The following is a 25894-nucleotide window of genomic DNA, read 5'->3' as shown; positions in this document are numbered from 1 at the left end:
TATTTTTGGGTGGGGAGGAGGTGGAAGGGTTTTCTTTATCAGAAAAACATACTTTTTGCAAGTAAAAAGATTCATTCTTGTCGGAACACTTGAAAAATGTGCCTTTTTGAGCCCAGAACGGCGATCCATAGAAAGCCCGTTCTGTTGAGTTCATTTTGATTCTAAAATCCTATTCAACTTGTGGGGTTGGTGATGTAGAGGCGCGAGATGCTTTAGTTACTTTGAGAGGTAATAGAAGTAAATCGCTTTAATTTCACAAAAATGTGGGAACTCATACAGAAATTATAATAATATAAGTTTGGTAATTCGAAAGCGATTGAAGCGGAAATTCCGAAGGAATTAGAGTAAGCGCGCAGTCACTATCTTTAGCTATGAAATTCGCGAGTTACTACGATGGCCCAAAACGCGATCCATAGAAAGCGTTTTATTGAGTTTAGTGAGTCGTGTACTTAAGTTTTTATTCACCCAAATTTTCTTACGTCAGTTCAACTCACGTTATAATGACAAAATGTGAGTTCGACGTAAGGAATCCACGATTCTGAAAAAGGTTGGAATCTGAACTTTATAGATTGATTTCAATGTGGGAACTACCACAAAACCTAGGTTTGTCTGTAAAATTATGTGGAACTCATACTTTTAGAAAATTTTTACTCATTCTCTAACGCTAAATTCACGTTGTTTTAAAACCTGCGTAGACGTTCATGTGGTAGTCTGTTGTCCGATTACGATTTATAAAGTGTTCTCTCTAAGAAATGTAGTAGTTCCTACATTTTCAAAAAGATCTTGTTTTATCAGTAAATCGGATTGATCTTAAAATCTTGGAATGAATTTTAAACCGCTCTTAAAGAAACGGATTGTTTCCAAGGTCTATTTCGATTGGAATCAAAAAGAATACAAAATGAGTTTGAATTACAAACAACTCTACTGTCCGATTTTCGGATCAGTTTCTGAATGATTTTGTAACGAGCGTTTGTAATGGTCCTAAATTCGGTTTGGACTAAAATTGAATCCGGAAAATGGATCTGACCTCTGTAATCACTTTCCGACCAAAGTACAATTGGTTCTATATGAGTGAGGTCTAAGTTTTGAGAATTCAATTCGATTTCTCTGAGAGCTTGTTTTCTGGCTTCGTTCAAAAAGAGTTGTACATTTTCTAAATTTAGGTTTTTGTACTCGTCACAATGATAGTTTTCAACGCAAATTTCAAAGTAATGTATTTTTGTATTCGTTGTTATCATCCTTATTTCCCTTTTTCTCTAACTGTTGGAATAAAAAGAATAGCGTCGTAAATTTGCTTCTAAAATTGCTCAATGGGTTTTTTTCGGAGAGTTTGGGTCGAATATAGATAGTTTGGATACAAAATGATGTGAAATCCATTTTCCTATGCGTTATACAAGTTTAATTATGAATCTGATATATATTGAAAATTGTATACAATTATTTTTGAATATTACTCAGATATGCTTAAAGATTGAAAATAGGTCAAATTTACTTTTATTGGTAAATTTTATTGTTTGAACCAGTTTATTTTAATAGAATTTTATCTAAAAATACAGCATCTGTTGTTTATGCCGTAACTTTTTTAAACTGTTTTTACAAGGTCTGTGTGTAAAATCACTGAAAACTTACATTTTGCAATTCAAAGGATAAAAATAGAGATTTAGTTTCTTGGACTAAATAACGTAAACTCGACGTAAGAAAACGAGAAAGAATTTTCTAAAAGCAATAGTTCCTATATTTTTAGAATTTGTTCGTAAAATCGTGATTTGCAGTAGTTCCCACATTTTAGGAATTGAGATCAAACTTTTTTAGAAAAATGAACTATGGATTCCTAACGCCGAACTCACGTTAAATGAAAAATACTCACAAGAAATTATAAAATAGATTTAATCAAAAGAAGTTAATTCTAAAATTTTAGAATCTAAAAATAAAACTGCTTCTGGTTTCCATTGAAAGATTCCATTTGAAAACTCACAGAGCCCTGATTCTTGAAATTTTTTTAACTGCAGATCTAAAGTTTGACTTTGATCTGGAATTAGCTCATAAAAACTTTCCATCAAAATCGGTTGGAATAAACGAAATAAAGATAAAATTAACTCTTCATAGAAATTTGGCTTTGTATATTCTTTAGAAAAGTTCTTTCTTTTATAAGTATCCACGTTTCTAGGATTGGAATATCTTCCCGAAGGAAGAAACCCATGTGCTCCCGGTCCGATTCCCAGATAATATTCCATCGTCCAGTATTTGAGGTTGTGTTTGGAAAAAAAACCAGGTTTAGAAAAATTACTGACTTCGTACTGAAATAATTCATAGGGTGAAAGTAAGTCAGGTAAAAGTTTTAAAATTTTTTCTTGAATTTCTTCTTCTGGACTTGGAGAGATTTTATCTATTACCTTTCTGGAATATTCTGTTCCTTTTTCCACCGTGAGTGCGTAGAGGCTGATATGTTTTCCTCCCGCGGACAAAACCTTTTGAATGTCTTGTAAGATTTCCTGAACTGTTTGACCCGGAATTCCATAGATTAAGTCTGCAGAAAAATTGGAAATCCCCGAGTTTTTCACAGTTTCTAAAACGTTTTCATAACGATCCGGATCGTAGTATCTTCCTAAAAATTGAAGTTTTTCCGGGTGAAAACTTTGAATTCCCACAGATATACGGTTGATTCCAGCTTGTTCGATAGACTTTAAAAAATCTGGAGTAATATCTTCCGGATTACATTCCATAGTTATTTCTGAATATTTTGAAAATTTAATGTTATTTCGCAAAAAAAAGATTAAATCTGAAATTTTAGAAACTTCTGCTCTGGAAGGTGTGCCCCCTCCAAAAAAAATGGTATCAAATTCTAAGTCAGAAATGAAAGGATTATCCGAAATTCTTGTCGCGATTTCTTCTTTGTATCTTTGAAAAAGTCCGGTTTCGTCCGGGATCTGATTTTTACCGTTTCCTACAGAATAAAAATCACAATATTCACATTTTTGAATGCAATAAGGATAGTGTATGTAAATTCCGGGGCGTCCGACCTTAGAAATCGGATTTCCGGAATAGTGTATCATGGCTGTTGGGACGCGGTTTTTTCGTTTTCACCTTTTAAAATCAGATCTACAACCGGAATTGTAGATTTTCTTTCTAATACAGAATACAAAAGAGCTTTTTTAGATTCTAACGTAGGGGAAAAAGAAAATAAAATTTTAAGGTTGGGAAGAGTATTCAATTTTAGAAACGGACTTCCGTAATGAAGTGCAACTACTTCCAAGTTGGAATGACGTTTTGCAAGTTTTGCTACGAGATCCAATTCCAGCTGGCTGAACGTAACCGCTACAATTCGTTTGAACTTATTTTGTTTTACAAGTACAGGAATTTTTGAGTAATTTACATTTGGAATATTCTTTTCTTCTAAAGCAGTTTCAAATTCTTTTCCGCGCACTGAAAATATCGTCTCTTCTGTTTTGACAGAATTCGGATCAAATAGAGAAGGAAAAGAAACGATCGAAGCTCTGGAAATTTCTGCGTTTAAATTAGAGGAAAATATTTCTAAAAATTTTTTTTCTCTTTGTGCAATTTGATTTTGAAAGAAGTCGATTTCTTTGATTTCTAAATCGGATAGTTTTTCCTTTGATTCTGATTTTTTAGAAGAAAATTCATATATAATTCCGTGTTTGAGTTTTAATAAAATTTGTCTGTATACCGCTTCTTTTAAAAGATCTCTTTCTCCTTTTTGAAAAATTCCATTTTTGTATGCAGTCAAAATTTGATTTTTCATATCTCTGGTGGTTTTTCCCCAACTAGTCATGAGTAGTATATCAGCTCCTGCTAATATAGCGAGTACCCCGGGATTCTTATCTTTATAATGTTTATCAATTGCATCCATTTCCATTGCGTCTGTGATGACCACACCTTTGAATCCCATTCTTTCCCTTAAAATACCTTTGAGAATTTTAGAGGAAAGTGTAGCAGGAAAATCAGGATCTAACTTAGGATATACGATATGAGCGCTCATAACAACTTCTGCACCTTGTTGGATCGATTCCTGAAATGGAATCAGTTCCATTTTTTCCAATTCTTCTAAGGTCTTATCAATTTTTGGAAGTCCTAAATGACTGTCTACGTTTGTGTCTCCGTGACCTGGGAAATGTTTGATTGTAGGAATGGCTCCGCCGATTCTTGCTCCTTTTTCGTATCCAATTCCTGCGATAGAAACCATTTCAGGAGTACTCCCCATAGAACGAGTGTTAATCACTGGATTATCTGGATTGTTGTTGATATCTAAGTCTGGAGCAAAAACAAAATTCAGTCCAAGTTTTCTAAGTTGATAAGAAGTTACAAAACCTACTTTATACGCGTAGTCAGAGTTTTTGGTTTGGCCAAGAGCCATCGCACCTGGAAACTGAGTGACTCCGTCTCTCACACGTAAAACTCTTCCTCCTTCTTGATCTACTGAAATCAAAAGAGGCAATTTAGAAAATTCTATACTCTTTTTTTGTAATTCTAAATTCAGATTTGAGATTTCTTCTTTTGTGCCTAAATTGATTCCAAAAAGAATAATTCCCCCAGGTAGAATCTCTTCGATTTCTTTCTCTGCGGTTTGATCTAAGGTTTTGCCAGGAATCGACACATGAATTACTTGTCCCGACAATTCTTCCGGGCTCATCTTGTTTACGATTTCTTTGGCTTGGAATTCTAAATAACCGTCCAAGCTGTTTGCTTGTAGATCTTGTTGATAAGAGCTTACGTAATAGAGTATGGTTAGAAAACCCAAAAGAAGTAAGGACACGAAAAGAAAACGTCGGATCATAGTTTGACAGAATAAGAAAACCGGAAATTCTGTAAAAACAAATTCCGGGAGTAGAGGTGTTATGTTTTGTTTCAAGATAATGATTTTTATTTTCAGTTGTTTCTTTTTTACTTCCATTCATTCAGATTCTAAAACGGTTCGAATTCTATTTTTCGGAGATAGTCTCACTGCAGGTTTTGGTCTTAATTCTCCCGAGGAGGCATTTCCTGCACTTTTAGAAAAAGAACTTTCTAAAAAAGGAATTGTTTCTCAAACGATCAACGCGGGTGTAAGCGGGGATACAAGTTCTGGAGGACTTGCTCGTTTGAACTGGGCGATGTCATCCGATTTTGATCTGTTTGTTTTGGAGTTAGGGGCCAACGATTCCATGAGAGGAATTTCTCCCGATCAAACCGAAAAAAATTTAAAAGAGATCATCTCTAAAGTGAGAAAGAAAAATTCGAAAGCAAAGATTCTTCTTTTGGGTATGAAGACATTTCCAAATTTAGGAAAAGAATATAGAAAAAAATTCGAAGCCGTGTTTCCTAAAATTGCAAAAGAAGAAAATTTAATTTTAGTTCCTTTCTTTTTAGATGGGGTTGCAGGAATCAAAAATTTAAATCAGAAAGATGGAATTCATCCGACTGCAGAAGGACATCGTATTCTTGCTAAAAATCTAATTCCATTTTTTCAAAAAATTTTGAAGAGTAAATGATTCTCCAAAAAGTGTGTTTACACCTTACTTTTCCTAGAAATGATGGATCTACCTAAATGATCGCGGGAATAGCTCAGTGGTAGAGCACCTCCTTGCCAAGGAGGGGGTCGCGGGTTCGAATCCCGTTTCCCGCTTTTTCTTTTATATCACCCTTCCCCAGGTCGATTCATGGATTATAAAACAAAAAAAATTCTAACGCTACCGTTGATATTAAACTTACATTCGAAGCTTCTGACATAGAAAAAGCTTTTGATAAAACGTATGAGGAAAAACAAAAAAATGTAAAAATTCCAGGCTTTCGTCCAGGAAAGGCTCCTCTTAACATGGTCAAACGTCATTTAGGCGATAGTGTAGCCAGTGATGCGATCAATACTTTGATCGTAGATGGAATGACTTCCATTCTTTCGAAGTTGGAACATCCAATGATTCGATTTCCTAAATTTGAAATTCAAGATTATCAACCAGGCAAAAATCTGATCGCTACCGCGATTTATGAAACTAATCCAGAAATTACTTTGGGAAAATACAAAAAAATAAAAATCAAACTTCCGGAAGTTTCCGTTTCTGATTTGGACGTTTCTGAAGAGGTCGAAAAGGTTCGTAAAAATCTCGCTCGTAAACAGTTGAAGGAAGAAGGCCAGGCTGCCGTCGCCGGAGATATTATCGATATGGAATATACGGTTTGCGAAAAAGGTCAGGAATCTAAAAATTCTGGGAATACATCTAACGACTATCACTTAGGTCACGAAAACAATTTGAAAGGTTTTGATGAAAATCTTTATGGAATGAAATCTGGAGAGAAAAAGGATTTTGTCCATACGTTTCCAGAAGATTATTCTCAAAACGAAGTTGCAGGGAAGACGTTTGAATATTCCGTTACGATTAAAGCTCTTTATGCGAATATACTTCCAGCCGTGGATGATGATCTTGCATCTGAATTTGACGGTTCTGAATCTTTAAATGTTCTTAAAGATAAAATTCGTAAAAATTTAAAAGAAGGTTTTGAAGACAGAGTTAAAAACAAAAAGTTAGACGAGATTTATAAAGAAATTATAGACGATTCCAAATATGTTTTTCCCGAATCTTATCTTAGGGAAGAATCAGAACACGTATTTCACAATATGATCCATGAATTCAAACTTCCTCATATGACGATGGAAAAATATGCTAATATGGTTCAAAAGGATTTAAAGGAAGTCCAAGAATCCTTTCAAAAATTGGCCGAAACTCGTCTCAAACATTATTTTACACGTCAAAAAATTGCAGAGATAGAGAATATTTCTTATTCTGAGCAAGATTTTGATGCGGATTTAGAAAAACTTGCGTCAAGTTATCAAATTTCTCTGTCCGATCTTAAAAAAGAACTGGAAAAAGGAAAACTCATGGAACAATATCGGGAGAATTTTTTCGCAAAAAAGATAGATAATATACTCTTTGATCTTGTAGAAAAGAAATATACTGACAAATTGAACATTGGGCAGATAAAAGATTATCTCAACCAAAAGGAAGAAGTGAAAGCATGAGCGTAATCCCGTATGTGATCGAACAAACGAGTAGAGGGGAAAGATCGTATGATATATTTTCCCGACTTTTAAAAGATAGAATCATATTTTTAGGGAATGCAATCAACGACGATTATGCAAATGTCATTACAGCTCAATTGTTGTTTTTAGAAGCCGAAAATCCAGAAAGAGATATTTATCTTTATCTTAATTCTCCGGGCGGATATGTTTCTTCTGGTCTTGCAATTTATGACACGATGCAGTATATTAAACCGGATGTAAGAACTCTTTGTTTAGGTCAGGCTTCTTCTATGGCGGCGTTACTTCTTGCGGGAGGGGCGGCTGGAAAACGTTCTGCATTGCCAAATGCAAGAATCATGATGCATCAGCCTATGGGTGGAGCTACTGGTCAGGCGAGTGATATTGAGATTCAGGCGAGAGAGGTACTCAAGCTGAAAGAAATTCTTAATTCTATCTATCATAAACACACAGGTAAAACTGTGGAACAAATTCAAAAAGATACAGAAAGAAATTTTTACATGACAGCAGATGAAGCGAAAAATTACGGAATCATTGATACTGTAATTCAGATCGATCGTAAACAAACTGAATAAGGAGTTTCACTTGGCTAAGAAAACACCGGGAAACAACGGTAAACAAAAACTATTCTGCTCTTTTTGCGGAAAGGAACAGGACGCGGTAAAACGTTTAGTCGCTGGACCGGGTGTTTATATCTGCGACGAGTGTATTTCTCTTTGTAACGAAATTATTGCAGAAGACCATGAACATTCTCACGAAAAGTCTGAAGTTTTTAGTGAGGTTCCAAGTCCAGCCGACATCAAGTCCATTTTGGATCAATATGTAATTGGACAAGATCACGCAAAAAAGGCACTTTCTGTAGCAGTTTACAACCATTACAAAAGAGTGAATCTCAAAGAAAAGAAATCAGACGTAGAAATCGAAAAATCGAATATTCTATTGATTGGACCGACTGGAAGTGGTAAAACTCTTTTGGCTCAAACTCTTGCAAGAATTATCAAGGTTCCGTTTGCGATCGTGGACGCGACTGCACTTACGGAAGCAGGTTACGTAGGAGAGGACGTAGAAAACATCATTCTCAAGTTGATTCAAAACGCGGACAACGATATTAAAAAAGCAGAAGTCGGTATTATATACATAGACGAAGTAGATAAGATAGCGCGTAAATCGGATAGTGCGTCTATTACGAGAGACGTGAGTGGAGAAGGTGTACAACAAGCGCTTTTAAAAATCATCGAGGGAACTGTGGCTAACGTTCCTCCTCAAGGTGGAAGAAAACATCCTCATCAAGAATATTTACAAGTGGATACCAAAAATATACTTTTTATTTTAGGCGGCGCTTTTGTAGATCTCCCCAATATTATCAAGTCCAGAACGGGAATTAAAACGATCGGTTTTGGTTCCGAAGAACAAAGAATTCAATCGGAAAACAAAGACGTATTGATGGAACAAGTGATTCCAGAAGATTTAATCAAGTTTGGTCTAATTCCTGAATTTATTGGAAGACTTCCAATCGTTGCTACTTTGCAAGAGCTGAATGTGGATATGCTGAGACAAATTTTCCGAGAGCCTAAAAATTCAGTTCTCAAACAATATACTCGTCTTTTAGAACTCGAAAACGTAAAGCTTACTTTCCATGACGAAGCGATCGATAAGATTGCAGAACTCGCGATCAAAAGGGAATCTGGTGCTAGAGGATTGCGCGCCATTGTGGAAAATATCATGTTGGATTTGATGTTTGATATTCCTTCTCGCAAGGATATAGAAGAAGTAATCATCACTGCAGAAGTAATTGCAAACAGAGTGGCTCCTACTTTGATTCTCAAAAAAGAATCTAAGATTGCTTAATTCGTTACTTTTTAAGAGTTCACTTCTTGAAAGGTGATTCCGGTAAATTTTTTAGAAATCAATTCTTCTTTCGTTTTAGGTCCCACAATCAAGATGGGACTTTTTTCGTTGCCGGAGCCAAATTGTAAATCGGTTCTATAAAAGCCGCGATCTAACCGACTTGAGATTCCTTTTAAGAATACTGGCGTAGCCCCTGTTACGGATTCGTAAAAACCGCAAATTTTACATTGTTTTTCGAATCGGGTTTGTCTTCGATCCGAGTCGAATGCGACCGATCGATGCGATAGAAAGGTATAGAAGTTCGGAAAATTTTTCAATCTAACCCATTCAACATCATTCTCATATTGAAATCTGAACATAAAATCGATTACTCTTTGAGAAACGATACAAATTCCGTCATAAGTGTATGAAAAGTCAAAAAATGGTTTTTTAAGTTCAAAAAAAGGATTATCCCAGTTTAAGGATTTTCTATAACCACAAGACAAACAAACATGCAATTTCGGTAATATTTCAAATAATCGAGAGAGCCATACATATAACTATCGTTATCTGTAATATTTAAAGAATAGGCAATTATCATGGTTTATATGTTTTTTTCATAAACCCAAAACTGTCTATTATTTCGGATCCAATCTCTGGAAGGATTTCTTAAATATCCTAACTTTTCATAAAGTTTGTGAGCAGCTTTCATTGTGGATTGAGTGGAAAGAACTACTTTCCGAAACCCAAGTATTTTGGCTTCCACTTCGAAAGTTCTACAAAGACTGGAAGCGACTCCCTGTTGTCGAAACTTTGGTAAGGTAGCTATTAATTGCATTTCCGCTTCGTCGATTTCTGCAATTTGTCGGTAGGGATTTGTATAAGTTCCGACTATAATCAATCCGATCGCTGTATTATTTGCAAGTGCAACCAGAATTTTTCCGCGTTTTTTAATTTCATGGATCACAAAAATTTTTTCGGCTATTTCCGGATCGGTAAATCCTGCCTCAATATATGATTTTTTTAATATACTTTCGATTTCTCGATCGTATTCGATTTGATCCTTATTATAGAGTTGAATTTCAAATTCCATGTTTAATATCTTTCCCTTTCTAAGATTTTTTAGTCTAACGTGAATTCGGCGTAATGAATTCGTTTTTCTGAAAAAAGTTGGGATTTGAACTTTACGGATTGATTTTTAAAATGTGGAAACTACCACATGGACATTTCTGATCTCTATAAAATTGAGTACCATTAATTTTATCACAAAACGCTGATTCCATACAAAATGTTAGGTACTTTATTATATAGTTATGAATAGTAGGGAAAATCTGTTTTAAACTTCAATATGAATCAATGCGATTTAATTTGTAAGAACTACTGCAAACTTAAATTTTGTAGTAAAATTTTCAAAATGTAGGAACTCATACTTTTAGAACGAGGCAGTCTTTTTATTTTTATAGAAATAATTTTTTTATCCGTAACAGAATCATTTCAATTTTGTTCCGGTTTATTTTTATAAAAGATTATATCTTGCCGTGATTCATATTTACAAACCACGGCAGAACAAAAGACCTTATTTCTTCTTTTTCTTTTCTTCCGTTTTGAAAGCTAATAGCGACTTGCTTTGTAACTCTATCTTTTTTCTTTCGGTCCAAGGGATCGCTACACTCAACTCTTCCGCGAGAGAAAGAAGATTATCGTTGATGTCTATCAGTTCGTCTATGATTACAAAATAGGAAACGCTGGATTTTAGTTTGCTATCTCCTTTTTTAATCCGTTTCATTTGACTTTTGTAGATGTTCTGTTTGATCTTTTCTAAGTTTTTGGTTTTCTTTTCCGATCTGGCTTTTTCTAAAAGGTCTGGAAACTTGTCGGAGTCTGCGATCAGTTCCATCAGATTGGTAGCGGACTTTCTAAGTTCTTTTACTTCTTCTTTTTCATCTTTGGAAATTTCGTGAAAAGAACTGATACCGTTTGAAGAAGTTCTAAGAATATTCCAAATACTTTCTGTAATTCTATCCAGATGATTGATTGATTCTGTAATCGGGTGAATTGAGGAAAGGTCTTCTTCTTCCAAATATTTATTTGCGATCGATAAAAAACTGGAAAGAGAATTTTCTCTCATCTTTTTCAAGTCTTTTAGAAGTTTTTGAGTTTGTTTGAAATTTTTCTTTTTACCGTTGATATAACCTGCACAGACGTTATTCAAAGCTTTTCGAGCGACGTTCAAACTTGCAAGCATAGACGAAATGGTTCTGGAAAGAGCTCTTTCTGGATGTTTTCTAAGGGTGATTAGTTTTTCTAAATTTTCGTCGTAAGCTTCTTGGCGTTTTTTATGAATTCTTCCAAAAAGGAATATTAAAAGTGCTGCAACTAAGACTAAGACGATCACAGAAGAAAATCCGAAAATATATAAAATGGAACCAATTAAACCAGCAGTTGCGGAAGCGATGATCGCCGTAAAAAACCAACCTCCCACAACGGTAAGAACCCCGCTGACTCTGTTTACTGAGTTTTCTTTATTCCATGCGCCGTCTGTAAGAGATGTACCCATCGCTACCATAAAAGTAACGAATGTAGTGGATAAGGGAAGTTTGTAGAGGGTTCCGACCAAAATCAGAGCGCTTGAAATTTGAATGTTTACGGAAGCTCTTAGTAAATCAAATGCTTCGGTTTCATGCATTCTGACGATTTCGAAAGAATTTTTCTGTTCAAAACGTTTTCCGATAAAACTGCGTAGTTTTGCGGGAAGAATTGCCTTGATCGGAGTATAAATTCCGAGTGCAATTTGAACAAAAACGCGGGCTACTAAACTAGTATTAAAACTTTCTAATGTTTCACCTTGGGAACCTAAGGTGACTTCGGTTTGTGTGACAGATTCAGCTTTTTTGGAAAACCAAAGTGAAAAGAGCATTACACAGGCTGCACCTAAAAGTATAAAATTTGGAGTCTGAACATTTTCTGCAAGTCCGGTCGCTAAAACGCTAGCATCTCCTCCCGCCTGTTGGATCAGAGTCCAAGTAGTAAAACTTGCTAAAGGAACTCCTATAAAATTGACCAAGTCGTTACTAGCAAAAGCCATTGCAAGAGAGCCAGTTCCGACTAAAACTAAGAATTTTAGAATATTCCATTCTAGTAATACTAGGATTTGAAATAAAATGGAAAATCCTGCGAAACTGATTAAAAGAATATTCGTAAAGTTTTTATTTAAATAATCTATGATTTCTTTAGGGATGAATGTGGAGCCTTTCATCGCGGATAAAAGTGTGAAGAAAACCACGGTAGTAAGGGAAAGTCCTCCGAAAAGTCCTCCGAAGTATTTCATCGAATTCTTTAAATTGAATGAAAAGATGAATCGGAACACAAATTGCAAAATGATTCCGGAAAAAAATGCTACGATCACACTCGTAATAATTCCAAATATGATTTTAAGAGCGCTTTCAGAATTGATAATTTGAAATGCCCCTTGTAAAGTACCCGTTTTTAAAAGTGCGATTGCAAGCGCCGCCCCTAAAAGTTCGAATACTAAGGAGACCGTAGTGGAAGTTGGAAGTCCAAGAGTATTGTAAAGATCTAGAAGTACTATGTCGGTAAGCATAACCGCTAAGAATAAGAACATCAGATCTTGTAATGCAAATCCGCTCGGGTGAAAAATTCCTTTTCTAGCAACTTCCATCATACCACTGGAAGAAAGGGCTCCCAGAACGATTCCAATTCCAGCGACTACCAGAATGATTCTTTTTGAAGATGCTTTGGAACCTACGGCGGAGTTGGTAAAATTTACCGCGTCGTTTGAGACACCTACTAAAAGGTCGCCTACACCGAGGATCGCCATGAGAACAACTATGATTAAAAAAAAGTCCATGAACGCTTCCGTTTATTGTTTTGTAGAATCTACAATTTTCGCTTTGACTCTTTTAGAACGTAAGATTCGTTCCATAACAAGTGCGATTTTTGCATTCTGTCTGAATACAACATAAAGTTAAGCAAAAAGTGCGACACGAGTTAGGTTTCGAAAAGGTTTTGAAACTGAATCTTAAAGTTCGTTTAGAGTTCTTCTTGAGTCTTTTGAATCCAGGAAACCGGACAACTGAAATTTTGTCTGGAACCAATACTGGATTATTACTTTTCAGTTACAAAATCAATCGGTTAGTCTTCTAAATCCCAAAAAAAATCCCGATTGGTAAGTTCTTTATCTTCTGAAACCGATTCTGTAACAGAAAAGAAACTTTTCTTTCCAGATAAATTTCGAATTAGATTGTATTGTTCTTTCAGCTCTAAGGTTTCTTTTTCCCAATAGTCTGTTCCTGAAAAATGAGGAAACGCAGTCGGAAATGAAGGATCGGAATGAAATCGGTTGGCGATCCAAGCAGAATAATGAACAAATCTCATCGCTCTCAGAATTTCTACTAGATCAAACCAACGATCGTCAAAATCTCTAAATTCTCTGTAACCGGAAAGAATGTATTCTCTTTCTTCGATTCCTTCTTTTCCTTTGGAAAGTAACATCCAAAAGTCTTGAATCGCTGGACCTTGTAGACAGTCGTCAAAGTCTACAAAAAACCAACCTTCTTTTCCAAAGAGTAGATTTCCTTTATGGCAATCTCCGTGAATTCTATGGAATGGGACTGATTTCATATTTTCTTGGAATAAATCTAAAATCTGATTTGTGGTTTCCAAATATTCTTTTTTGCAACTAGAAGGAATCCATTCTCCTTGAAGTAAATTTTCCAGTGGGTCGGTTCCATAGGTTTTAGAATTTAATGTGATCCTATGTTTGAAGGATTGGGACTGACCTACATTATGAATTCTAGCAAGAAGTCTTCCTATAATTTTTAGATTTTCAGGACTGAGTTCGTCTGGGGATCTTCCACCTACACGGGGCCAAAAGGAATAAAATATTTTTTCCTGAAACAAAGATAAACTATTTCCGTCCTGAAATAAGATAGGGGAACAAACCGGAATTTCTTCTTCTTTCAGATCTTGCAGGAATTTATGTTCTTCTAGGATTTGTGTCCGATTCCACCTGCCTGGGCGATAGAATTTAGAAATAATATGGGAGCCATCTTCTAGTCTGAGATCAAAAACTCTGTTTTCTAAACTATTGAGAGCCATACAATGACCGGAAGGTTCATAACCTGCCTTTTCGGCCAGAGTAAGAATTTCTCCTGGGTTGAGTTGAAAAAAATCTGCCACAACTCCATGTTCTTGTTTCCAGTTTTCTTGGAAATTTTTTTATAAAGAACATAGAACTTGAGTGTTTTGTTCCAATATAGATGGAATTTGGTTTTCAATAGAATTAGATTTTGCAAATTGATTCTCGAGAAGGAAAAATCATGAAGATATCAGTAGGAAATCTGCCTCAGGAGTTGACCGAAGACGAACTAAAAAAGATTTTTTCGGAATTCGGAACCGTCGAGGAAGTACATATTAAAAAAGATAAAACCACAGGCCGTTCTTTATCTTATGGATCCATTGAAATGGAAGATTCCGCCGGAGCAAAAGCAATTGCGGGATTGAATAAAAAAGAAATCCAAGGAAAACAAATTGCCGTGGTAGATTCTGAGGAATTAAAAAAAGAATTCGAAAGAAAACAATCCCTAAAGAATGGAGGATCATCCGGTAAGATTCACGGAAATCAATCAAAGACTGGAGGTTTTTCCGGGGCTGGGGTTAGAAGAACCGGAGGAAGAGGAAAATGAAATTTACACGTTTAATATTTGTCTTAGCTATTCTTTGTGCCGTAGTAGCTCCTACATTTGCAGAAGATTTAGTTATCAAAGAAATTCGTATTGGAACTGGAAAAGAAGCTTTTTCGGGTTCGAATGTTACGGTTCATTATGTAGGCACATTAACGAACGGCAAGAAGTTCGATAGTTCCAGAGACAGAAAAAACCCTTTTACCTTCAATTTGGGAGCGGGAGAGGTAATCAAAGGTTGGGACAGAGGGGTTCGAGGGATGAAAGAAGGTGGGATTCGTAAACTTACAATTCCTCCAGAATTAGGTTATGGTTCCAGAGGGGCCGGAGCTGCGATTCCTCCTAATTCTACTCTCATTTTTGAAGTTGAATTGTTGAAAGTGTACTGAGTTTTTTTCTTTTGTAGTAAATTTTACCGAATTTTGACATAGGATTCGGTCCTCTTTCCAGTTCTAATCTATCTCAGAAAGGAGAAGCCTTAGATAGCTTAGAATTGGATGCCTTATAATTTTTTTGAAAATTTCCCCTTACCGGCCTGTATTTTAGAACCGTCTCTTTTGATACAAAAAGTAAATTTTGCATTTTGTAAAACCATAGGTTATTCAAAAGAAGAGCTAGAAGGAATTCTAAATTGGGACCAAATTTGTGAATTTAAAGATACAAAATTCCATTTTGCAGATCCACCTCTTTGGCCTTGTACAAATCTACCTAGCGAAAATCCTTCTCATTCTATCTTACTTTATACAAAGGATGGGACTAAAAAAGAATGTTCCGTTGCTTTTGCCTTTGATCGTGAAGAATTGAGGATCTTCGCCTATTTGGAAATTCCACAGGTTCTAAATAAACCAGTCGTAAAATTTGATTCTCTAAAATCTTCTGCAACAGAAAAGGATTGGGAAAAACCAGACGTGGCTTGGGTTCAAAAAGAGAAATTAGACGCGATCGGAACTCTTTCCGCCGGGGTTGCGCATGAAATTAACAATCCTCTAATGGGAGTGATCAACTACGCAGAAATGATGGTCAACGGTATCGAAAACGGAAATCCTCTTCGTAAATATGCAGGAATTATCTTACGGGAAGGAAATAGAATTTCAGAAATCGTAAAAGATATGCTTACATTTACTCGGATCGAAAAAGAAGAGATCAAAATTCATAATATTAAATCTATTTTCGAATCCGCCTTTGGAGTGATTAAAACCTGTATCGATAAATCAAAAATTGAAACGGTTGTATCTGATCCGGAAACTCCCATTTTTGTGGCTTGTTCCGCCGGAAAACTGAGAAAGATATATTTTAATTTACTCACAAATGCAAAAGATGCGATCGAAAGTAATACCGATCCAAATCAAAAAAGAGTTTTGAGTGTTTCTTGGGAAAAATTGAAAAAAGAAAATAAGGATTTTATACGTACCATCATAGAAGATACTGGAATAGGCATTCCAGAAGAAAACAGACATAAACTTTTTGATCCTTTTTACACTACAAAGGATATCGGAAAAGGAACCGGTTTAGGACTTACGGTTTCGTATAACTTAACTCGTGAAATGGGTGGAGAACTTTCTTTCGAAAGTGGGAACGGAGTGACTCGCTTTTATCTGGATCTTCCAGAATCGATTTGAAAGATCCTTGACTTTTTAGGAGGACGATCACATTCTAATAGACTCCTTTTAAACCACTCTATGACCGGTTCCAGGCGATCAGAACAGAAAAGTTACGAGCCCCGTTATTCTATTCTGTTTCAATCTGCGATAGACTCGATCGTTTCTTTGGACAGAGAATTTAGAGTCATTTTAGCAAACCCAGCTACTGAAAAGACGTTTGGATTTCCCACTTCCGAATTGGTCGGAAGTTTAGTTGAATGTCTGCTTCCTTTTCCCATTCGAAATCGATTTTATAAAATTCTAAATAGTGTAGCTAAACTTCCTGATAAAAAAAGGCAAAAACCTTTTGGGCCGATCCGTTTGATTCGAAAAGACGGTAAAACTTTAATTTCTGAGATTTCCGTTTCCGCTACTGGACCTGTAGAAGACTATCGTTATCATATAGTCATTCGAAACATATCAGAAAAACATAGAATTCTAATGGAGTTAAAACGCGCTAATGAGTCTTTAAAAAAGATGGACCGTGAAAAAGAGGAACTTCTAGAAAAACTTGAAGAGAAAGTCAGGCAGAGGTCCAGATTACTTGCAAATTATTATAAAGGAATGAAGGAAGAACTGAATCTTGCAAAAAAATTACAGACCGAAATTTTGCCGGACATTCCTTCTTTTGCCGGAATTAGAATTCATTCCACATATCTTCCAATGATGGAAGTAGGGGGAGACCTTTATGATTTATTTGAAATCCGTCCAGGAGTGTTACGCGTATTTATTGCGGATGCTACAGGACACGGTATACAAGCTGCACTTCTTACAATGACACTCAAAGGAATTTTAGAATCGATTAAAAAAAAAGATACGGATCCCGGAAGTATTCTCACAGAATTTAATTACCAATATTGCAAGAATTTCGGAAATATAGGAATGTTCTTTTCCTGTTTTCTCGCTGACATAGATACCGTTTCTAAAAAGATCGTGTATTCTTCCGGAGGTCATCCTCCTCAATTTTTTCTTTCTGAGGATTTGGTTTTGGGCTTAGATCGAACTGGGTCTTTACTCGGTTTAGATCTGAACAATCAATACGACATTTTTAAACTGAGTTATCAATATGGAGATCGTTTATTTTTATTTACGGATGGAATTTATGAGGAATTCAATTCCGACAAACAGCAATTTGGCGAATTTGCGGTTCAAGAAATTTTGGCGAAAAAATTTTCGGAACCTATGGAGGAAACGATTCCGGCGATATTACAGAAACTGATCGATCATTTAGGTCAGCAAAAAATACAAGACGATATAACTGCGATTTTAATCGCTTTAGATTTTCCCCATCTTTAAGATGTCTTTTTTTATTTTAAGTTTTCTATTTTTAGTTTTTTGTGCCTTTCTTTTTTTAGAGAAAAAAAGTCATGACCAAATATTAAAACGAATTCCAATTCGAATTCACGTCAACGGAACCAGAGGAAAATCTTCTGTAACTCGGTTGATTCATTCCATTTTGGTAGAGGAGGGCTGGAAGGTTTTTGCAAAAACTACCGGGTCTACCGCCAGTCTTTTATTTCCAAATCGAAGTGAAAGTTTTATATTTAGAAATAAAATTTCTATCGAAGAACAAAAATCTTTTCTTCGTTTTGCTGTGAACAATGACGCGCAAGCGATCGTTTTGGAGTGTATGGCAGTTCAACCCCAATATCAGAGAGATTCGGAAGAGTTATTGATCTGTGCCACTCATGGCGTAATTACGAATATTCGTCCAGACCATTGGGAATGGACGGATACGGAAGAAAAAATCTTAGAAGGTTTTAAAAAAACAATTCCTAATAATGGAATTCTAATATATGGAAAAAATTATATAGCTGAGAGTTTAAAACCAAATTGGAATCCAAGTCAAAAATCGAAACTAAATTTAAGTCTTTTGGAAGCTGCTTCTTTAAAAAATACAAAATTGATTCTTGCGGAACCCGAACTTTCTAAAAATCAAATTGAAACTGCATTCGGATATATACGTTATCCGGAACATTATGAAAACGTGGAAATCGCTGTTCGTGTTTGTGAAACATTAGGCGTATCTTCTAAATCCATTTTACGAGGAATTACAAACACTGTCTCCGATCCGGGAGCGCTTAAAATTTTGGAAAAAGAAGTCAAAGGTAAGCGCCAAAGGTTTGTATTTGCGTTTGCTGCCAACGACGTAGTTTCCTTTGAAAAAATTTTAAAATCCGATCAAAAAAAATGGAGTGAATTCGATTCTATCATTTTAGTTTTTAATTCCAAGCAAGAAAGGCCGTTTAGAACCATTGAGTTTGGTAAATTTTTAACGGATTTTTCTGGCCTTTCAAAAATTTATTTTTTTGGTTCTTGGCAAAAATTATTTCGATCCGTATATGAAGGAAATGCAGATTTAACCTTTTATAAGAAAAATATTATATTCAATTTTAAAGAAATTTTTTCTAAGTCCAATCTATGGATAGGAGCCGGAAACTATCAAGGTTTTGGAAGAGTTTGGTTGGAGAAGTTGGCGGCAGATCTAAACGTGATAGAGGGGAAAGGTTGGAAATCTTAACGTTATCGATCGGAGTTGGCGTTTTATTTGGTTTTTTCCTTTGGGAAAAAACTGGACTTCAACCTGGAGGTTGGGTAGTTCCGGGTTACATTGCTTTTTTTTATCGGATCCTTGGTTGCTTGTGGTTTTGGTTTTGAGTTCTGTTCTTACACTTTATATTTATAGGATTTCTGAATTTTGGTTTTTGAGTTTTGGTCAGAGAAAGATCGTTTTCATTTTAGTTCTTTCTATTCTAATTTCGGAGTGTGTTCATTTTATTACAGAATTATTTTTAGAATCTAAAAGTGATTTTGAATCTAAGACGATAGGATATATCGTTCCAGGACTGATCGCTCTTTCTGCCGAAAGACAAGGTGTTCCTAAAACCTTATCAGCGATTTTTATCTGTTCAGTTTTAGTTCGTTTGTTTTTGATCTTTTTATTTGGTGAAGTTGTTTCCGTTTTATGAATAGGTTTTTTAAAAACAAAACTTGGTTTGTACTTCTTTTTCTGAATATTGTAAGCGTAGGATTTATTGCGATTTTGGAATTTTTTCCGCTTATACTGCCAGTTACAAATTTAAAAGAAAAATACGAGGCAAGCCAAAAAACGTACAAAGCATTTTTAAAAATCAAAGAATTGAAACTCTCCAAAAAAATTCAGATCGATCCTAAATTAGATTCGTATTTATCCGGTTTGATTGGTTTAGAAATTTCACCTGTTACTAGTTCTGCTGGAAAACTTTCGGCTAAACAGGCTTCTATACATCCTGATTTTGCAGCTTGGTTTGTGGATCGTTTCCAAAAGACTGGATTAAAAAAAGGAGACACGATTGCCGCCGGAATTTCCGGCTCTTTTCCCGCATTGAACGTAGCGTTTTGGGTTGCCGCGGACATTATGGAATTGAAGGTGATTTCAATTTCAAGTGCGACTTCATCCCAATATGGAGCTAATGATCCTGAGCTATTGTGGCCAGATATAGAAAATCTATTATATAAAGAGAAAATTATATTCCAGAAATCTGTTTTTATGTCTACCGGGGGAATCTCCGACTCGGGGATTGGTCTTGGGAAAAAAGGTAGGGAATTGATTTGGACTTCCATTCGCAAAAACGGTTATAAATATTTATCTTCGGATTCTTTTGAAGATTCACTTTTGAAAAGAATGGACGTATATAATAGTTACCCAGTCGCTTTATATGTCAATATAGGAGGAGGGACCGTGTCTTCCGGAACCAGCTTGAGTAAAAAACAAATCCCTAAAGGAGTTGTTTTGTCGGAAGTGGAATCTATAGAATTGCCTGATTCAATTTTAAAAACTTATCTCGGTTTAAAAATTCCAGTGCTTCACGTAAGTGGCGTTGAAATGATCTCTAAAGAGTCGAATATGAAATATTCACTCGGAAAAATTTCGGAACCTGGAACTTCGGATCTGATCTTTCCTAAAAAATATAATCGTTGGCTTGCTGGATTTTTTTTCGTTTTATTATCTAGTTTAATTTGGATATTATCAACTTGGATTTCGCTTTCGGATCATACAAAGGAAGATACAATTTTATTGTAAAATAGAGATCGATTACAATTTGGAAATAGACAAGCGTAAGTTTATGAGAAAAATGAATCGATCGAATTTTATAAAAGACCGATCTAATTGAATTTTCCTGAAAATTTGTCGAATCTAAACTTTTATACTTTCGTAAACTAGATATCATTATTAAAAAAAACGAATTACCAGATTTGCCATAACATTATAAATCAACTTAGAATAAAAACAAAAAGAAGAGATTTTATCCTATAGATGAGTTTTAAAATTAGAAATAATGTATTTCTAATTTTTAAAAACCAATCAAAGAGGATCGAAACTTTGAAAAAACCAAGAGATGGTTTCGTCCCTTTTTAAATCGGAAAGAAGGATTGTTTCGTAGTGATTTTTATCTGGTAAGGTAAGAAACACTACTTTTTTTAGTTTTTTTTTAAAAATGTTAATCGCAGCATCTGGAAGTAGTTCGTCTCCTTTTTGAAAATTATATTTTCCGGCCTGGATTACGAGAACTGGGGAATGGATTTGAGAATAAGGAAGTATTTTATTTTTATTGAATATTCTAAAATTTTTAATTGGGTTGCGTAAAATTTGGAGTGGAATATGCCAAGGTTTGAATGCTCCTCCCATACTTTTTAATTCAGAATCAATCACGTAAATAGGGATATTACATCTGTATTGGACGGAGTCATTCTCATAAATTTCTTCCAATTCATAATTTAGAAAATTCTCTATGTTTTTGTTCCAAGAACTGAAAATTGAAGATTTTTTAGCAAGTTCTATATACGTTTCTCTGGATGGAAACGATTTCCCTAAACGTTGAAGAGATTCTTGGATCATGAATAAACTGGAAAGTTTTCTTTTGAAGGAAAGTTGTCCTCCTCCATCTATCAAACAAATTTTATCTGTTCTTTCGGGAAAGTTCTTTCCGAACGCAAGAGAAATCCAGCAACCCAAAGAATGCGCAAGTAAATTAGCTTTTTCAATTTTTAGAAAATCTAATAAGTATTTTAAATCTTTTGCATGTAGATCCTGGGAATATTGAATCTGTGGTTTAGAAGATTGACCTCTACCTCTCAGGTCATATGTGATTATTGTAAGACCTTGTTTTACTAAATCTCTTGCAAGAGGAGTGAAATTTTTAAGATTTCCAGTAAGGCCGTGAATGCAAATTACTGGAGAAGGGGAGTTTTTAGAAACAGGAAATTTTCCAAAAATTTCCGCAGTTAGAACTTGAGAATTTCCGATTGGAATTTGAATTGGTTTTGGACTTGAAGCAGAACGAAAATTTTTCATTCTTTTGTATATCGGGTCTAACTGAAATGTGTCTACGATTTTTTATCTTAGACCTGATTGAATTGTAAAGAAATGAAAATCCATTCTGTATTATAATATTCTTAACTATAAGTTTGTTTTTTTTGTGAAAATGAACTTTGAATTTATCCAAGAGTTTAAAATGTAAGATCTATTTCAAAAAAGTCATAAACTTTCAAATGAATGTGATCTATATATTTTTGCAAAAAATTGTAATTAGTTTTCAAAGTTTTTGTAAGTAATACGATCGAATACGTTTATATTTCGCCTAACGGATTTGAGTGATTAAACGACTTGGATTGAATTTTTTGGATTTAAGTAAAGGGATTTTTGAATTCTACTTGTTAGAAGCAAAAGTGGTTTTATTTTCTGAGCAAGAATTCTAGTTTTTGGACAAATCTTCGGTAACAAAATTTATATAAAAGTCAATTGAGGTGTGTTTAAATTTAAATACGAAAGGGCGGTTTGTCTAAAAATCAGAGGACATTTTTGTATATCTATACATCTAACCTGCTTGCATTTATTTAAACTGAGATTTACACTCACATTTCGAGAATATTATGCAACATACGAAAGAAGAAATTTTAAAACAGATTTATCTTTTCTCCAATTTTACGGAAGACGAATTAAACTCTATTGCGGAGAAAACGGAATATAAAGTTTACGAACAAGGCGATTCGATTTTTCACGAAGGAAATGAAGCGAAAGCCTTTTTTGTAGTGATTTACGGAACTCTAAAGGTACTTACTTCTACTGAAAAAGGGGACGATGTCAACGTAACTACGATTGCGACTGGAGATCATTTTGGTGAATTACCGTTTTTAGATCCTGGAAAACGTTCTGCATCTGTAGAAGCGATGGAAAGATCTGAACTTTTAAGAATTCCTTACGATCATTTAAAAGCGGTTTTTGAAAAGGATTCTAATGCTTCCTTAAAATTTTACCAGGCGATTTCTCATTTTTTAGCGAAACGTTTGAGAATGTTAACTCATGATTTAGCCTACGCACGAGAACTCAGAAAAAGATATACGATTTGATTTTTTAAAAACCGTATTTCTAAAATTTAAAGGAGTTTGGATGGATATAAATTCAAACTCCTAAATTTATTTTTTTTAAGACTGAAATAAAAGAACGATTGTAGATTCTATGTCTTGGATCTGAATCGGTTTAGAGATGTATGCGTTCATACCGGCCTCTAAACATTTTTCTCTATCTCCTTCCATAGCATTAGCTGTCATTGCTACGATCACCGGTTTCGATTTTCCAAAATCTTTTCTGATTTGAAACGTAGTCTCATATCCATCTATTTCCGGCATCTGAATATCCATAAAGATCAAATCGTAATTTTTTGTTTTTAGCTTTTCGATTCCTTCCAAACCATTTAACGCGCTGTCTGCGTTATATCCTAACTTTGTAAGAAGTCTAAGAGCGATCTTTTGATTGATTACGTTGTCTTCCACTAAAAGAATTTGAAGAGGAATTTTTTCAGAGAGAAGTTTTTTATTTTCATTTTGTTTTTCTTTTTTAAGAACTTTGATTGGAAAAGCTTTTTCGAAATTTTTACTGAGTTCTTCTAAAAGAATCGGTTTGAACATCATAAAAATTTGAAACCCAGGTCGGTTGAATAAACTGTTGGTGACTAGATAGTAAGAGTCTTTCAGTTCCTTTTCCATAAAAAGAATGACTGTAAGTTTTAGAGAAGGATTTTGTTTTTTAAGTTCGTTTAACATTTCGGATAAATTCATATCTGGAAAGTTTAAATCGGTAAGAAAAACACCGATCCTTTCTTCTTCACCGATGATTCGGATCGTTTCTTTGGCGGTTCTCGCCATCTTAACCAAAAAACCGTTTCGTTCGCAGAATTTTTTGATCTGTTCTTTAAATTGGAATTCTTGAATGGAAATGACCGCGCTAGTGGCTAAGTTTTTAGAATGTAGTTCTTGAACTCCTGCAGGAATTTCGTATTCCAGTTTTTCTGTTAAAATGGAAAGTGAAAATTCAGAACCTGAATTTACTTGGCTTTTTACGGTAATTTCTCCTTTCATCAATTCCGCTAATTTTTTACTAATGGTGAGACCCAATCCAGAACCTCCATATTTTCGAGTTGTGGAGGAATCTACCTGGCTAAAAGCTCTGAAAAGAAGTTCTAACTTTTCTTCCGCAATACCGATTCCGGTATCTTTTACATGAAAGATAAGTCTGAGTTTATCATTCGGAAATTTCTCTGCTTCTACACTCAGATGAATTTTCCCTTTTTCAGTAAACTTAATAGAGTTTCCGATAAGATTGGTAAGTACTTGTCTCAGTCTATACGGATCGGAGATGATCCAATTAGGAACGTTGAACGAAACCTCAGATTCGACCACAAGACCTTTCTCTTCAGCCATAGGACGGAATAAATTTACCACTTCATTTGTAAGTTTTTCAGGGGATACTGGTTGTATCTCTAGTTTGAGTTGTCCGGATTCAATTCTAGAAAGATCTAGGATGTCGTTTAACAAAATGAGTAGATTCTGTCCACTTGATTTGATAATATCTAAGTATTCCTTTTGTTCTGTATTTAAAAAAGTTCCTTCTAAAAGACTTACGGTTCCGATAACTCCGTTGAGAGGTGTTCTAATTTCGTGACTCATCATGGCTAAAAAGTCTGTTTTTGCTTTGGAAGCGGCTTCGGCTATTTCTTTGGCTCGTTTTAGAGAATCTTCATATACTTTTCGTTCCGTAATTTCGTGCCAAACCGAAAGAAAAACCCTTTTTTGGTGGATGATGATAGGGATCAAGGTTACTTCCACCGAAAATTCTTCGTCGTTAAAACGTTTGTAGACCCATTCGAATGTATAAGAACCTTTTTCAAGAGCGATAGATTCTAGTTCATTCGTTTTTTCTTTTTCCGTTTCTACCGAAAAGTGAATTGGATGTTTTCCTAAAACTAGTTTTTTATCCGAACATCGAAGCATCTTCAGGGTTGCGGGGTTACATTCCAAAATTCCAAAATCATCATATAAGACGTGAGGTTCGCTTGAACGTTCAAACAAGAGTCTGAATTTTTCTTCCGCTAATTTTTTATCCGTAATATCCACGGAAATAGCGCTCACTCCTGTAATTTCATATTCTGTATTTCGTATAGGTTGAAAAGAAAGTTCACTAAAAATGAAGGTTCCGTCTTGATTTGGTCTTTTTCTGGCTACGCTTACTTTTTCACCGGATAATGCTCTGTCATAAAACTCTTTCCAATATTTTGCGATTTCCGGGGGAAGTTCTTTTTGAAATAAGTTAAAGCCGGTAGAAATTTCTGAGTGATAAAAATTCTGCATCACGTTTTGGAATTGAGAATTGAATATAAGTAATTTATAATTTTTATCTATAGACCATATCATTGCTTCCGAATTTTCGATGATTGCGTTTAGATTTGCTTCGTGTTCTGCGATGGTTCCCGCTTGTTCTAAAAGAGATTTTCGAGTATTAACTTTCTCTGTAATGTCTTTGATTTGAACTAAAATGATTTTATTGAGATGAGTGGAAATCATCCTACAAGAGGTGTTTCCCCAAAACTTCTTACCTCGAAACGTTTTAAATTCCAAATCCCAGGAAGGAGTTTCTCCAGACAAAATTTTCTTTTTTCTAGATGTGTATTCGAAATGAGTAAAATCCTGAGCTAGCAGATTTGAAAAAGGAAGGTTTAAAATTTCGGATTGATTTTGGATTTCAAAATACCTACTTGCGGTTTGATTGATTTCAAGAATCAAATCTTTATCCGGGTCTAAAAGTAGGATCGCATTTGCTGATTTTTGAAAAATCGTAGAACGAAGCTCTGAATCCTGTAAAAATATACTTGGGGTTTCCGAAAAATAGGATTCGAAATTCGTAAAAAATAAAAGCAGAATATGATCATTCTCTAAAGATACAATCTTAACTTCCAAATCTAAGGGTTCTTTTTTTTGAGTGATATAACCTACCTTTAAAAATGAAGTTTTTTTTCTAGGAGATTTAACTTTTTTCCAAACCGATGCCCAAGAATCTGAAATTGCCCAATTCCATTGGGAGGGATGGATTTCCTTCTCTAAATTTGATCCAAATTCTTGAAGTGGTTTGTAAAAATTCCATGTGATTACTTCTCCGGAGGAATTTAGAATTAGAAAATTGGAGTCAGATCGCAAAGAAGTCATTTTTTATTATCGAAAATTATTTCTGTTTTAAAATCGGAAACAAGCAAAATAATAGCAAAAATGTTTCAAATAAAAGGAATATTCTCAAATGATCGAATGCTAATCAAAATAGAATTTTTCAATCTTGAAAAACCCTTTATTTCTTGAGAGATTAATTTTGACATAAAATCTTAATCTTT

At 34.8% G+C, this 25894-nt stretch carries 20 protein-coding genes, 1 tRNA gene and 2 pseudogenes; 14 read left to right on the top strand and 9 right to left on the bottom strand.

Features of this window, described 5'->3' with window-relative positions; all coding sequences use genetic code 11:
- Positions 1-830: 830 nt before the first annotated feature.
- From BW942_RS15230 to BW942_RS15220, 3 genes are all read right to left on the bottom strand, one after another.
- Positions 831-1238: an acyl-CoA thioesterase gene (locus BW942_RS15230; RefSeq protein WP_000633512.1), complete on the bottom strand. Its 408-nt coding sequence runs from the start codon at positions 1236-1238 to the stop codon at positions 831-833.
- Positions 1239-1886: 648 nt separating this feature from the next.
- On the bottom strand, positions 1887-3053 hold the full coding sequence (hemW, locus tag BW942_RS15225; RefSeq protein WP_000582255.1) for a radical SAM family heme chaperone HemW: 1167 nt from the start codon (positions 3051-3053) through the stop codon (positions 1887-1889).
- Positions 3050-4792 carry a glycoside hydrolase family 3 protein gene (locus BW942_RS15220; protein ID WP_000621166.1) on the bottom strand — a complete coding sequence of 581 codons (1743 nt, stop codon included), beginning with the start codon at positions 4790-4792 and terminating at the stop codon, positions 3050-3052. The genes hemW and BW942_RS15220 overlap by 4 nt, the downstream gene beginning before the upstream one ends.
- A 61-nt stretch (positions 4793-4853) precedes the next feature.
- On the opposite strand from BW942_RS15220, the gene BW942_RS15215 reads away from it, so the two are divergent.
- From BW942_RS15215 to clpX, 5 genes and pseudogenes are all read left to right on the top strand, one after another.
- Entirely contained in the window at positions 4854-5486 is a 633-nt protein-coding gene (locus BW942_RS15215; RefSeq protein WP_000458621.1) for an arylesterase, read from the top strand.
- 62 nt (positions 5487-5548) lie between these two features.
- Positions 5549-5620, top strand: a tRNA-Gly gene (locus tag BW942_RS15210).
- 34 nt (positions 5621-5654) lie between these two features.
- Positions 5655-7009, top strand: a pseudogene (gene tig, locus BW942_RS15205) (trigger factor).
- Positions 7006-7602 (top strand): ATP-dependent Clp endopeptidase proteolytic subunit ClpP, encoded by a 597-nt coding sequence (gene clpP, locus BW942_RS15200; RefSeq protein ID WP_000111455.1) that lies wholly within the window; start codon positions 7006-7008, stop codon positions 7600-7602. Before tig ends, clpP begins: the two are co-directional and overlap by 4 nt.
- A 10-nt stretch (positions 7603-7612) precedes the next feature.
- On the top strand, positions 7613-8875 hold the full coding sequence (gene clpX / locus BW942_RS15195) for an ATP-dependent Clp protease ATP-binding subunit ClpX (protein ID WP_001085747.1): 1263 nt from the start codon (positions 7613-7615) through the stop codon (positions 8873-8875).
- 11 nt (positions 8876-8886) lie between these two features.
- On the opposite strand, the gene BW942_RS15190 is transcribed toward clpX, so the two are convergent.
- The 3 genes from BW942_RS15190 to BW942_RS15180 form a co-directional block, all read right to left on the bottom strand.
- The gene (locus BW942_RS15190) at positions 8887-9360 is read right to left on the bottom strand and encodes a hypothetical protein (protein ID WP_001277632.1); all 474 of its coding nucleotides are present in this window, start codon (positions 9358-9360) and stop codon (positions 8887-8889) included.
- A 98-nt stretch (positions 9361-9458) separates the two neighbouring features.
- Positions 9459-9947 carry a GNAT family N-acetyltransferase gene (locus BW942_RS15185; RefSeq protein ID WP_000393984.1) on the bottom strand — a complete coding sequence of 163 codons (489 nt, stop codon included), beginning with the start codon at positions 9945-9947 and terminating at the stop codon, positions 9459-9461.
- A gap of 483 nt (positions 9948-10430) precedes the next feature.
- Complete coding sequence (locus BW942_RS15180; RefSeq protein WP_000345313.1) at positions 10431-12722, bottom strand: inorganic phosphate transporter; 2292 nt, start codon at positions 12720-12722, stop codon at positions 10431-10433.
- Here BW942_RS15180 and BW942_RS22000 point away from each other — a divergent pair.
- Positions 12703-12837 carry a hypothetical protein gene (locus BW942_RS22000; RefSeq protein WP_002079266.1) on the top strand — a complete coding sequence of 45 codons (135 nt, stop codon included), beginning with the start codon at positions 12703-12705 and terminating at the stop codon, positions 12835-12837. The two genes, BW942_RS15180 and BW942_RS22000, sit on opposite strands and share 20 nt — an antisense overlap.
- Positions 12838-13006: 169 nt before the next feature.
- On the opposite strand, the gene BW942_RS15175 is transcribed toward BW942_RS22000, so the two are convergent.
- Entirely contained in the window at positions 13007-14053 is a 1047-nt protein-coding gene (locus BW942_RS15175) for a serine/threonine protein kinase (RefSeq protein ID WP_000753043.1), read from the bottom strand.
- 110 nt (positions 14054-14163) lie between these two features.
- Here BW942_RS15175 and BW942_RS15170 point away from each other — a divergent pair, with 110 nt between their 5' ends.
- From BW942_RS15170 to pgsW, 7 genes and pseudogenes are all read left to right on the top strand, one after another.
- Positions 14164-14559, top strand: coding sequence for an RNA recognition motif domain-containing protein (locus tag BW942_RS15170; RefSeq protein ID WP_001165331.1), 396 nt, complete (start codon positions 14164-14166; stop codon positions 14557-14559).
- Complete coding sequence (locus BW942_RS15165) at positions 14556-14945, top strand: FKBP-type peptidyl-prolyl cis-trans isomerase (protein WP_000673420.1); 390 nt, start codon at positions 14556-14558, stop codon at positions 14943-14945. Before BW942_RS15170 ends, BW942_RS15165 begins: the two co-directional genes overlap by 4 nt.
- Positions 14946-15053: 108 nt before the next feature.
- Positions 15054-16175 carry a sensor histidine kinase gene (locus BW942_RS15160; protein WP_001146728.1) on the top strand — a complete coding sequence of 374 codons (1122 nt, stop codon included), beginning with the start codon at positions 15054-15056 and terminating at the stop codon, positions 16173-16175.
- 60 nt (positions 16176-16235) lie between these two features.
- Positions 16236-17492 (top strand): SpoIIE family protein phosphatase, encoded by a 1257-nt coding sequence (locus BW942_RS15155; protein ID WP_000148087.1) that lies wholly within the window; start codon positions 16236-16238, stop codon positions 17490-17492.
- Position 17493: 1 nt separating this feature from the next.
- Positions 17494-18717, top strand: a complete 1224-nt coding sequence (pgsB, locus tag BW942_RS15150) for a poly-gamma-glutamate synthase PgsB (RefSeq protein WP_000007606.1) — start codon at positions 17494-17496, stop codon at positions 18715-18717.
- Positions 18705-19165, top strand: a pseudogene (gene pgsC, locus BW942_RS15140) (poly-gamma-glutamate biosynthesis protein PgsC). The gene pgsB and the pseudogene pgsC overlap by 13 nt, the downstream one beginning before the upstream one ends.
- Positions 19162-20259, top strand: a complete 1098-nt coding sequence (gene pgsW, locus BW942_RS15135; protein WP_001078607.1) for a poly-gamma-glutamate system protein — start codon at positions 19162-19164, stop codon at positions 20257-20259. The pseudogene pgsC and the gene pgsW overlap by 4 nt, the downstream one beginning before the upstream one ends.
- Before the next feature lie 282 nt (positions 20260-20541).
- On the opposite strand, the gene BW942_RS15125 is transcribed toward pgsW, so the two are convergent.
- A complete protein-coding gene (locus BW942_RS15125; protein ID WP_000787928.1) occupies positions 20542-21531 on the bottom strand; it encodes an alpha/beta fold hydrolase in 990 nt (329 codons plus the stop codon).
- A 578-nt stretch (positions 21532-22109) separates the two neighbouring features.
- Between BW942_RS15125 and BW942_RS15120 the strand changes: the two genes are divergently transcribed.
- Positions 22110-22586, top strand: a complete 477-nt coding sequence (locus tag BW942_RS15120) for a cyclic nucleotide-binding domain-containing protein (protein ID WP_001164879.1) — start codon at positions 22110-22112, stop codon at positions 22584-22586.
- 75 nt (positions 22587-22661) lie between these two features.
- Here BW942_RS15120 and BW942_RS15115 read toward each other — a convergent pair whose 3' ends face one another.
- Positions 22662-25715 (bottom strand): response regulator, encoded by a 3054-nt coding sequence (locus BW942_RS15115; protein ID WP_000202854.1) that lies wholly within the window; start codon positions 25713-25715, stop codon positions 22662-22664.
- Between the last annotated feature and the right edge of the window lie 179 nt (positions 25716-25894).

The sequence above is a fragment of the Leptospira interrogans genome (genome assembly GCF_900156205.1).
GTDB classification, from domain to species: Bacteria; Spirochaetota; Leptospiria; order Leptospirales; family Leptospiraceae; genus Leptospira; species Leptospira interrogans.
This window is presented reverse-complemented; position numbering and strand designations above follow the sequence as displayed.

Excerpts from the sequence above, each read along its gene's own strand:
- hemW (WP_000582255.1), bottom strand. The coding sequence starts at position 3,053 with ATGATACACTATTCCGGAAATCCGATTTCTAAGGTCGGACGCCCCGGA.
- BW942_RS15155 (WP_000148087.1), top strand. The coding sequence starts at position 16,236 with ATGACCGGTTCCAGGCGATCAGAACAGAAAAGTTACGAGCCCCGTTAT.
- BW942_RS22000 (WP_002079266.1), top strand. The coding sequence starts at position 12,703 with ATGATTAAAAAAAAGTCCATGAACGCTTCCGTTTATTGTTTTGTAGAA.
- BW942_RS15215 (WP_000458621.1), top strand. The coding sequence starts at position 4,854 with ATGTTTTGTTTCAAGATAATGATTTTTATTTTCAGTTGTTTCTTTTTT.
- BW942_RS15185 (WP_000393984.1), bottom strand. The coding sequence starts at position 9,947 with ATGGAATTTGAAATTCAACTCTATAATAAGGATCAAATCGAATACGAT.
- pgsB (WP_000007606.1), top strand. The coding sequence starts at position 17,494 with ATGTCTTTTTTTATTTTAAGTTTTCTATTTTTAGTTTTTTGTGCCTTT.
- BW942_RS15220 (WP_000621166.1), bottom strand. The coding sequence starts at position 4,792 with ATGATCCGACGTTTTCTTTTCGTGTCCTTACTTCTTTTGGGTTTTCTA.
- BW942_RS15160 (WP_001146728.1), top strand. The coding sequence starts at position 15,054 with ATGCCTTATAATTTTTTTGAAAATTTCCCCTTACCGGCCTGTATTTTA.
- BW942_RS15115 (WP_000202854.1), bottom strand. The coding sequence starts at position 25,715 with ATGACTTCTTTGCGATCTGACTCCAATTTTCTAATTCTAAATTCCTCC.
- pgsW (WP_001078607.1), top strand. The coding sequence starts at position 19,162 with ATGAATAGGTTTTTTAAAAACAAAACTTGGTTTGTACTTCTTTTTCTG.
- clpP (WP_000111455.1), top strand. The coding sequence starts at position 7,006 with ATGAGCGTAATCCCGTATGTGATCGAACAAACGAGTAGAGGGGAAAGA.
- BW942_RS15125 (WP_000787928.1), bottom strand. The coding sequence starts at position 21,531 with ATGAAAAATTTTCGTTCTGCTTCAAGTCCAAAACCAATTCAAATTCCA.
- BW942_RS15165 (WP_000673420.1), top strand. The coding sequence starts at position 14,556 with ATGAAATTTACACGTTTAATATTTGTCTTAGCTATTCTTTGTGCCGTA.
- BW942_RS15180 (WP_000345313.1), bottom strand. The coding sequence starts at position 12,722 with ATGGACTTTTTTTTAATCATAGTTGTTCTCATGGCGATCCTCGGTGTA.
- BW942_RS15120 (WP_001164879.1), top strand. The coding sequence starts at position 22,110 with ATGCAACATACGAAAGAAGAAATTTTAAAACAGATTTATCTTTTCTCC.
- BW942_RS15230 (WP_000633512.1), bottom strand. The coding sequence starts at position 1,238 with ATGATAACAACGAATACAAAAATACATTACTTTGAAATTTGCGTTGAA.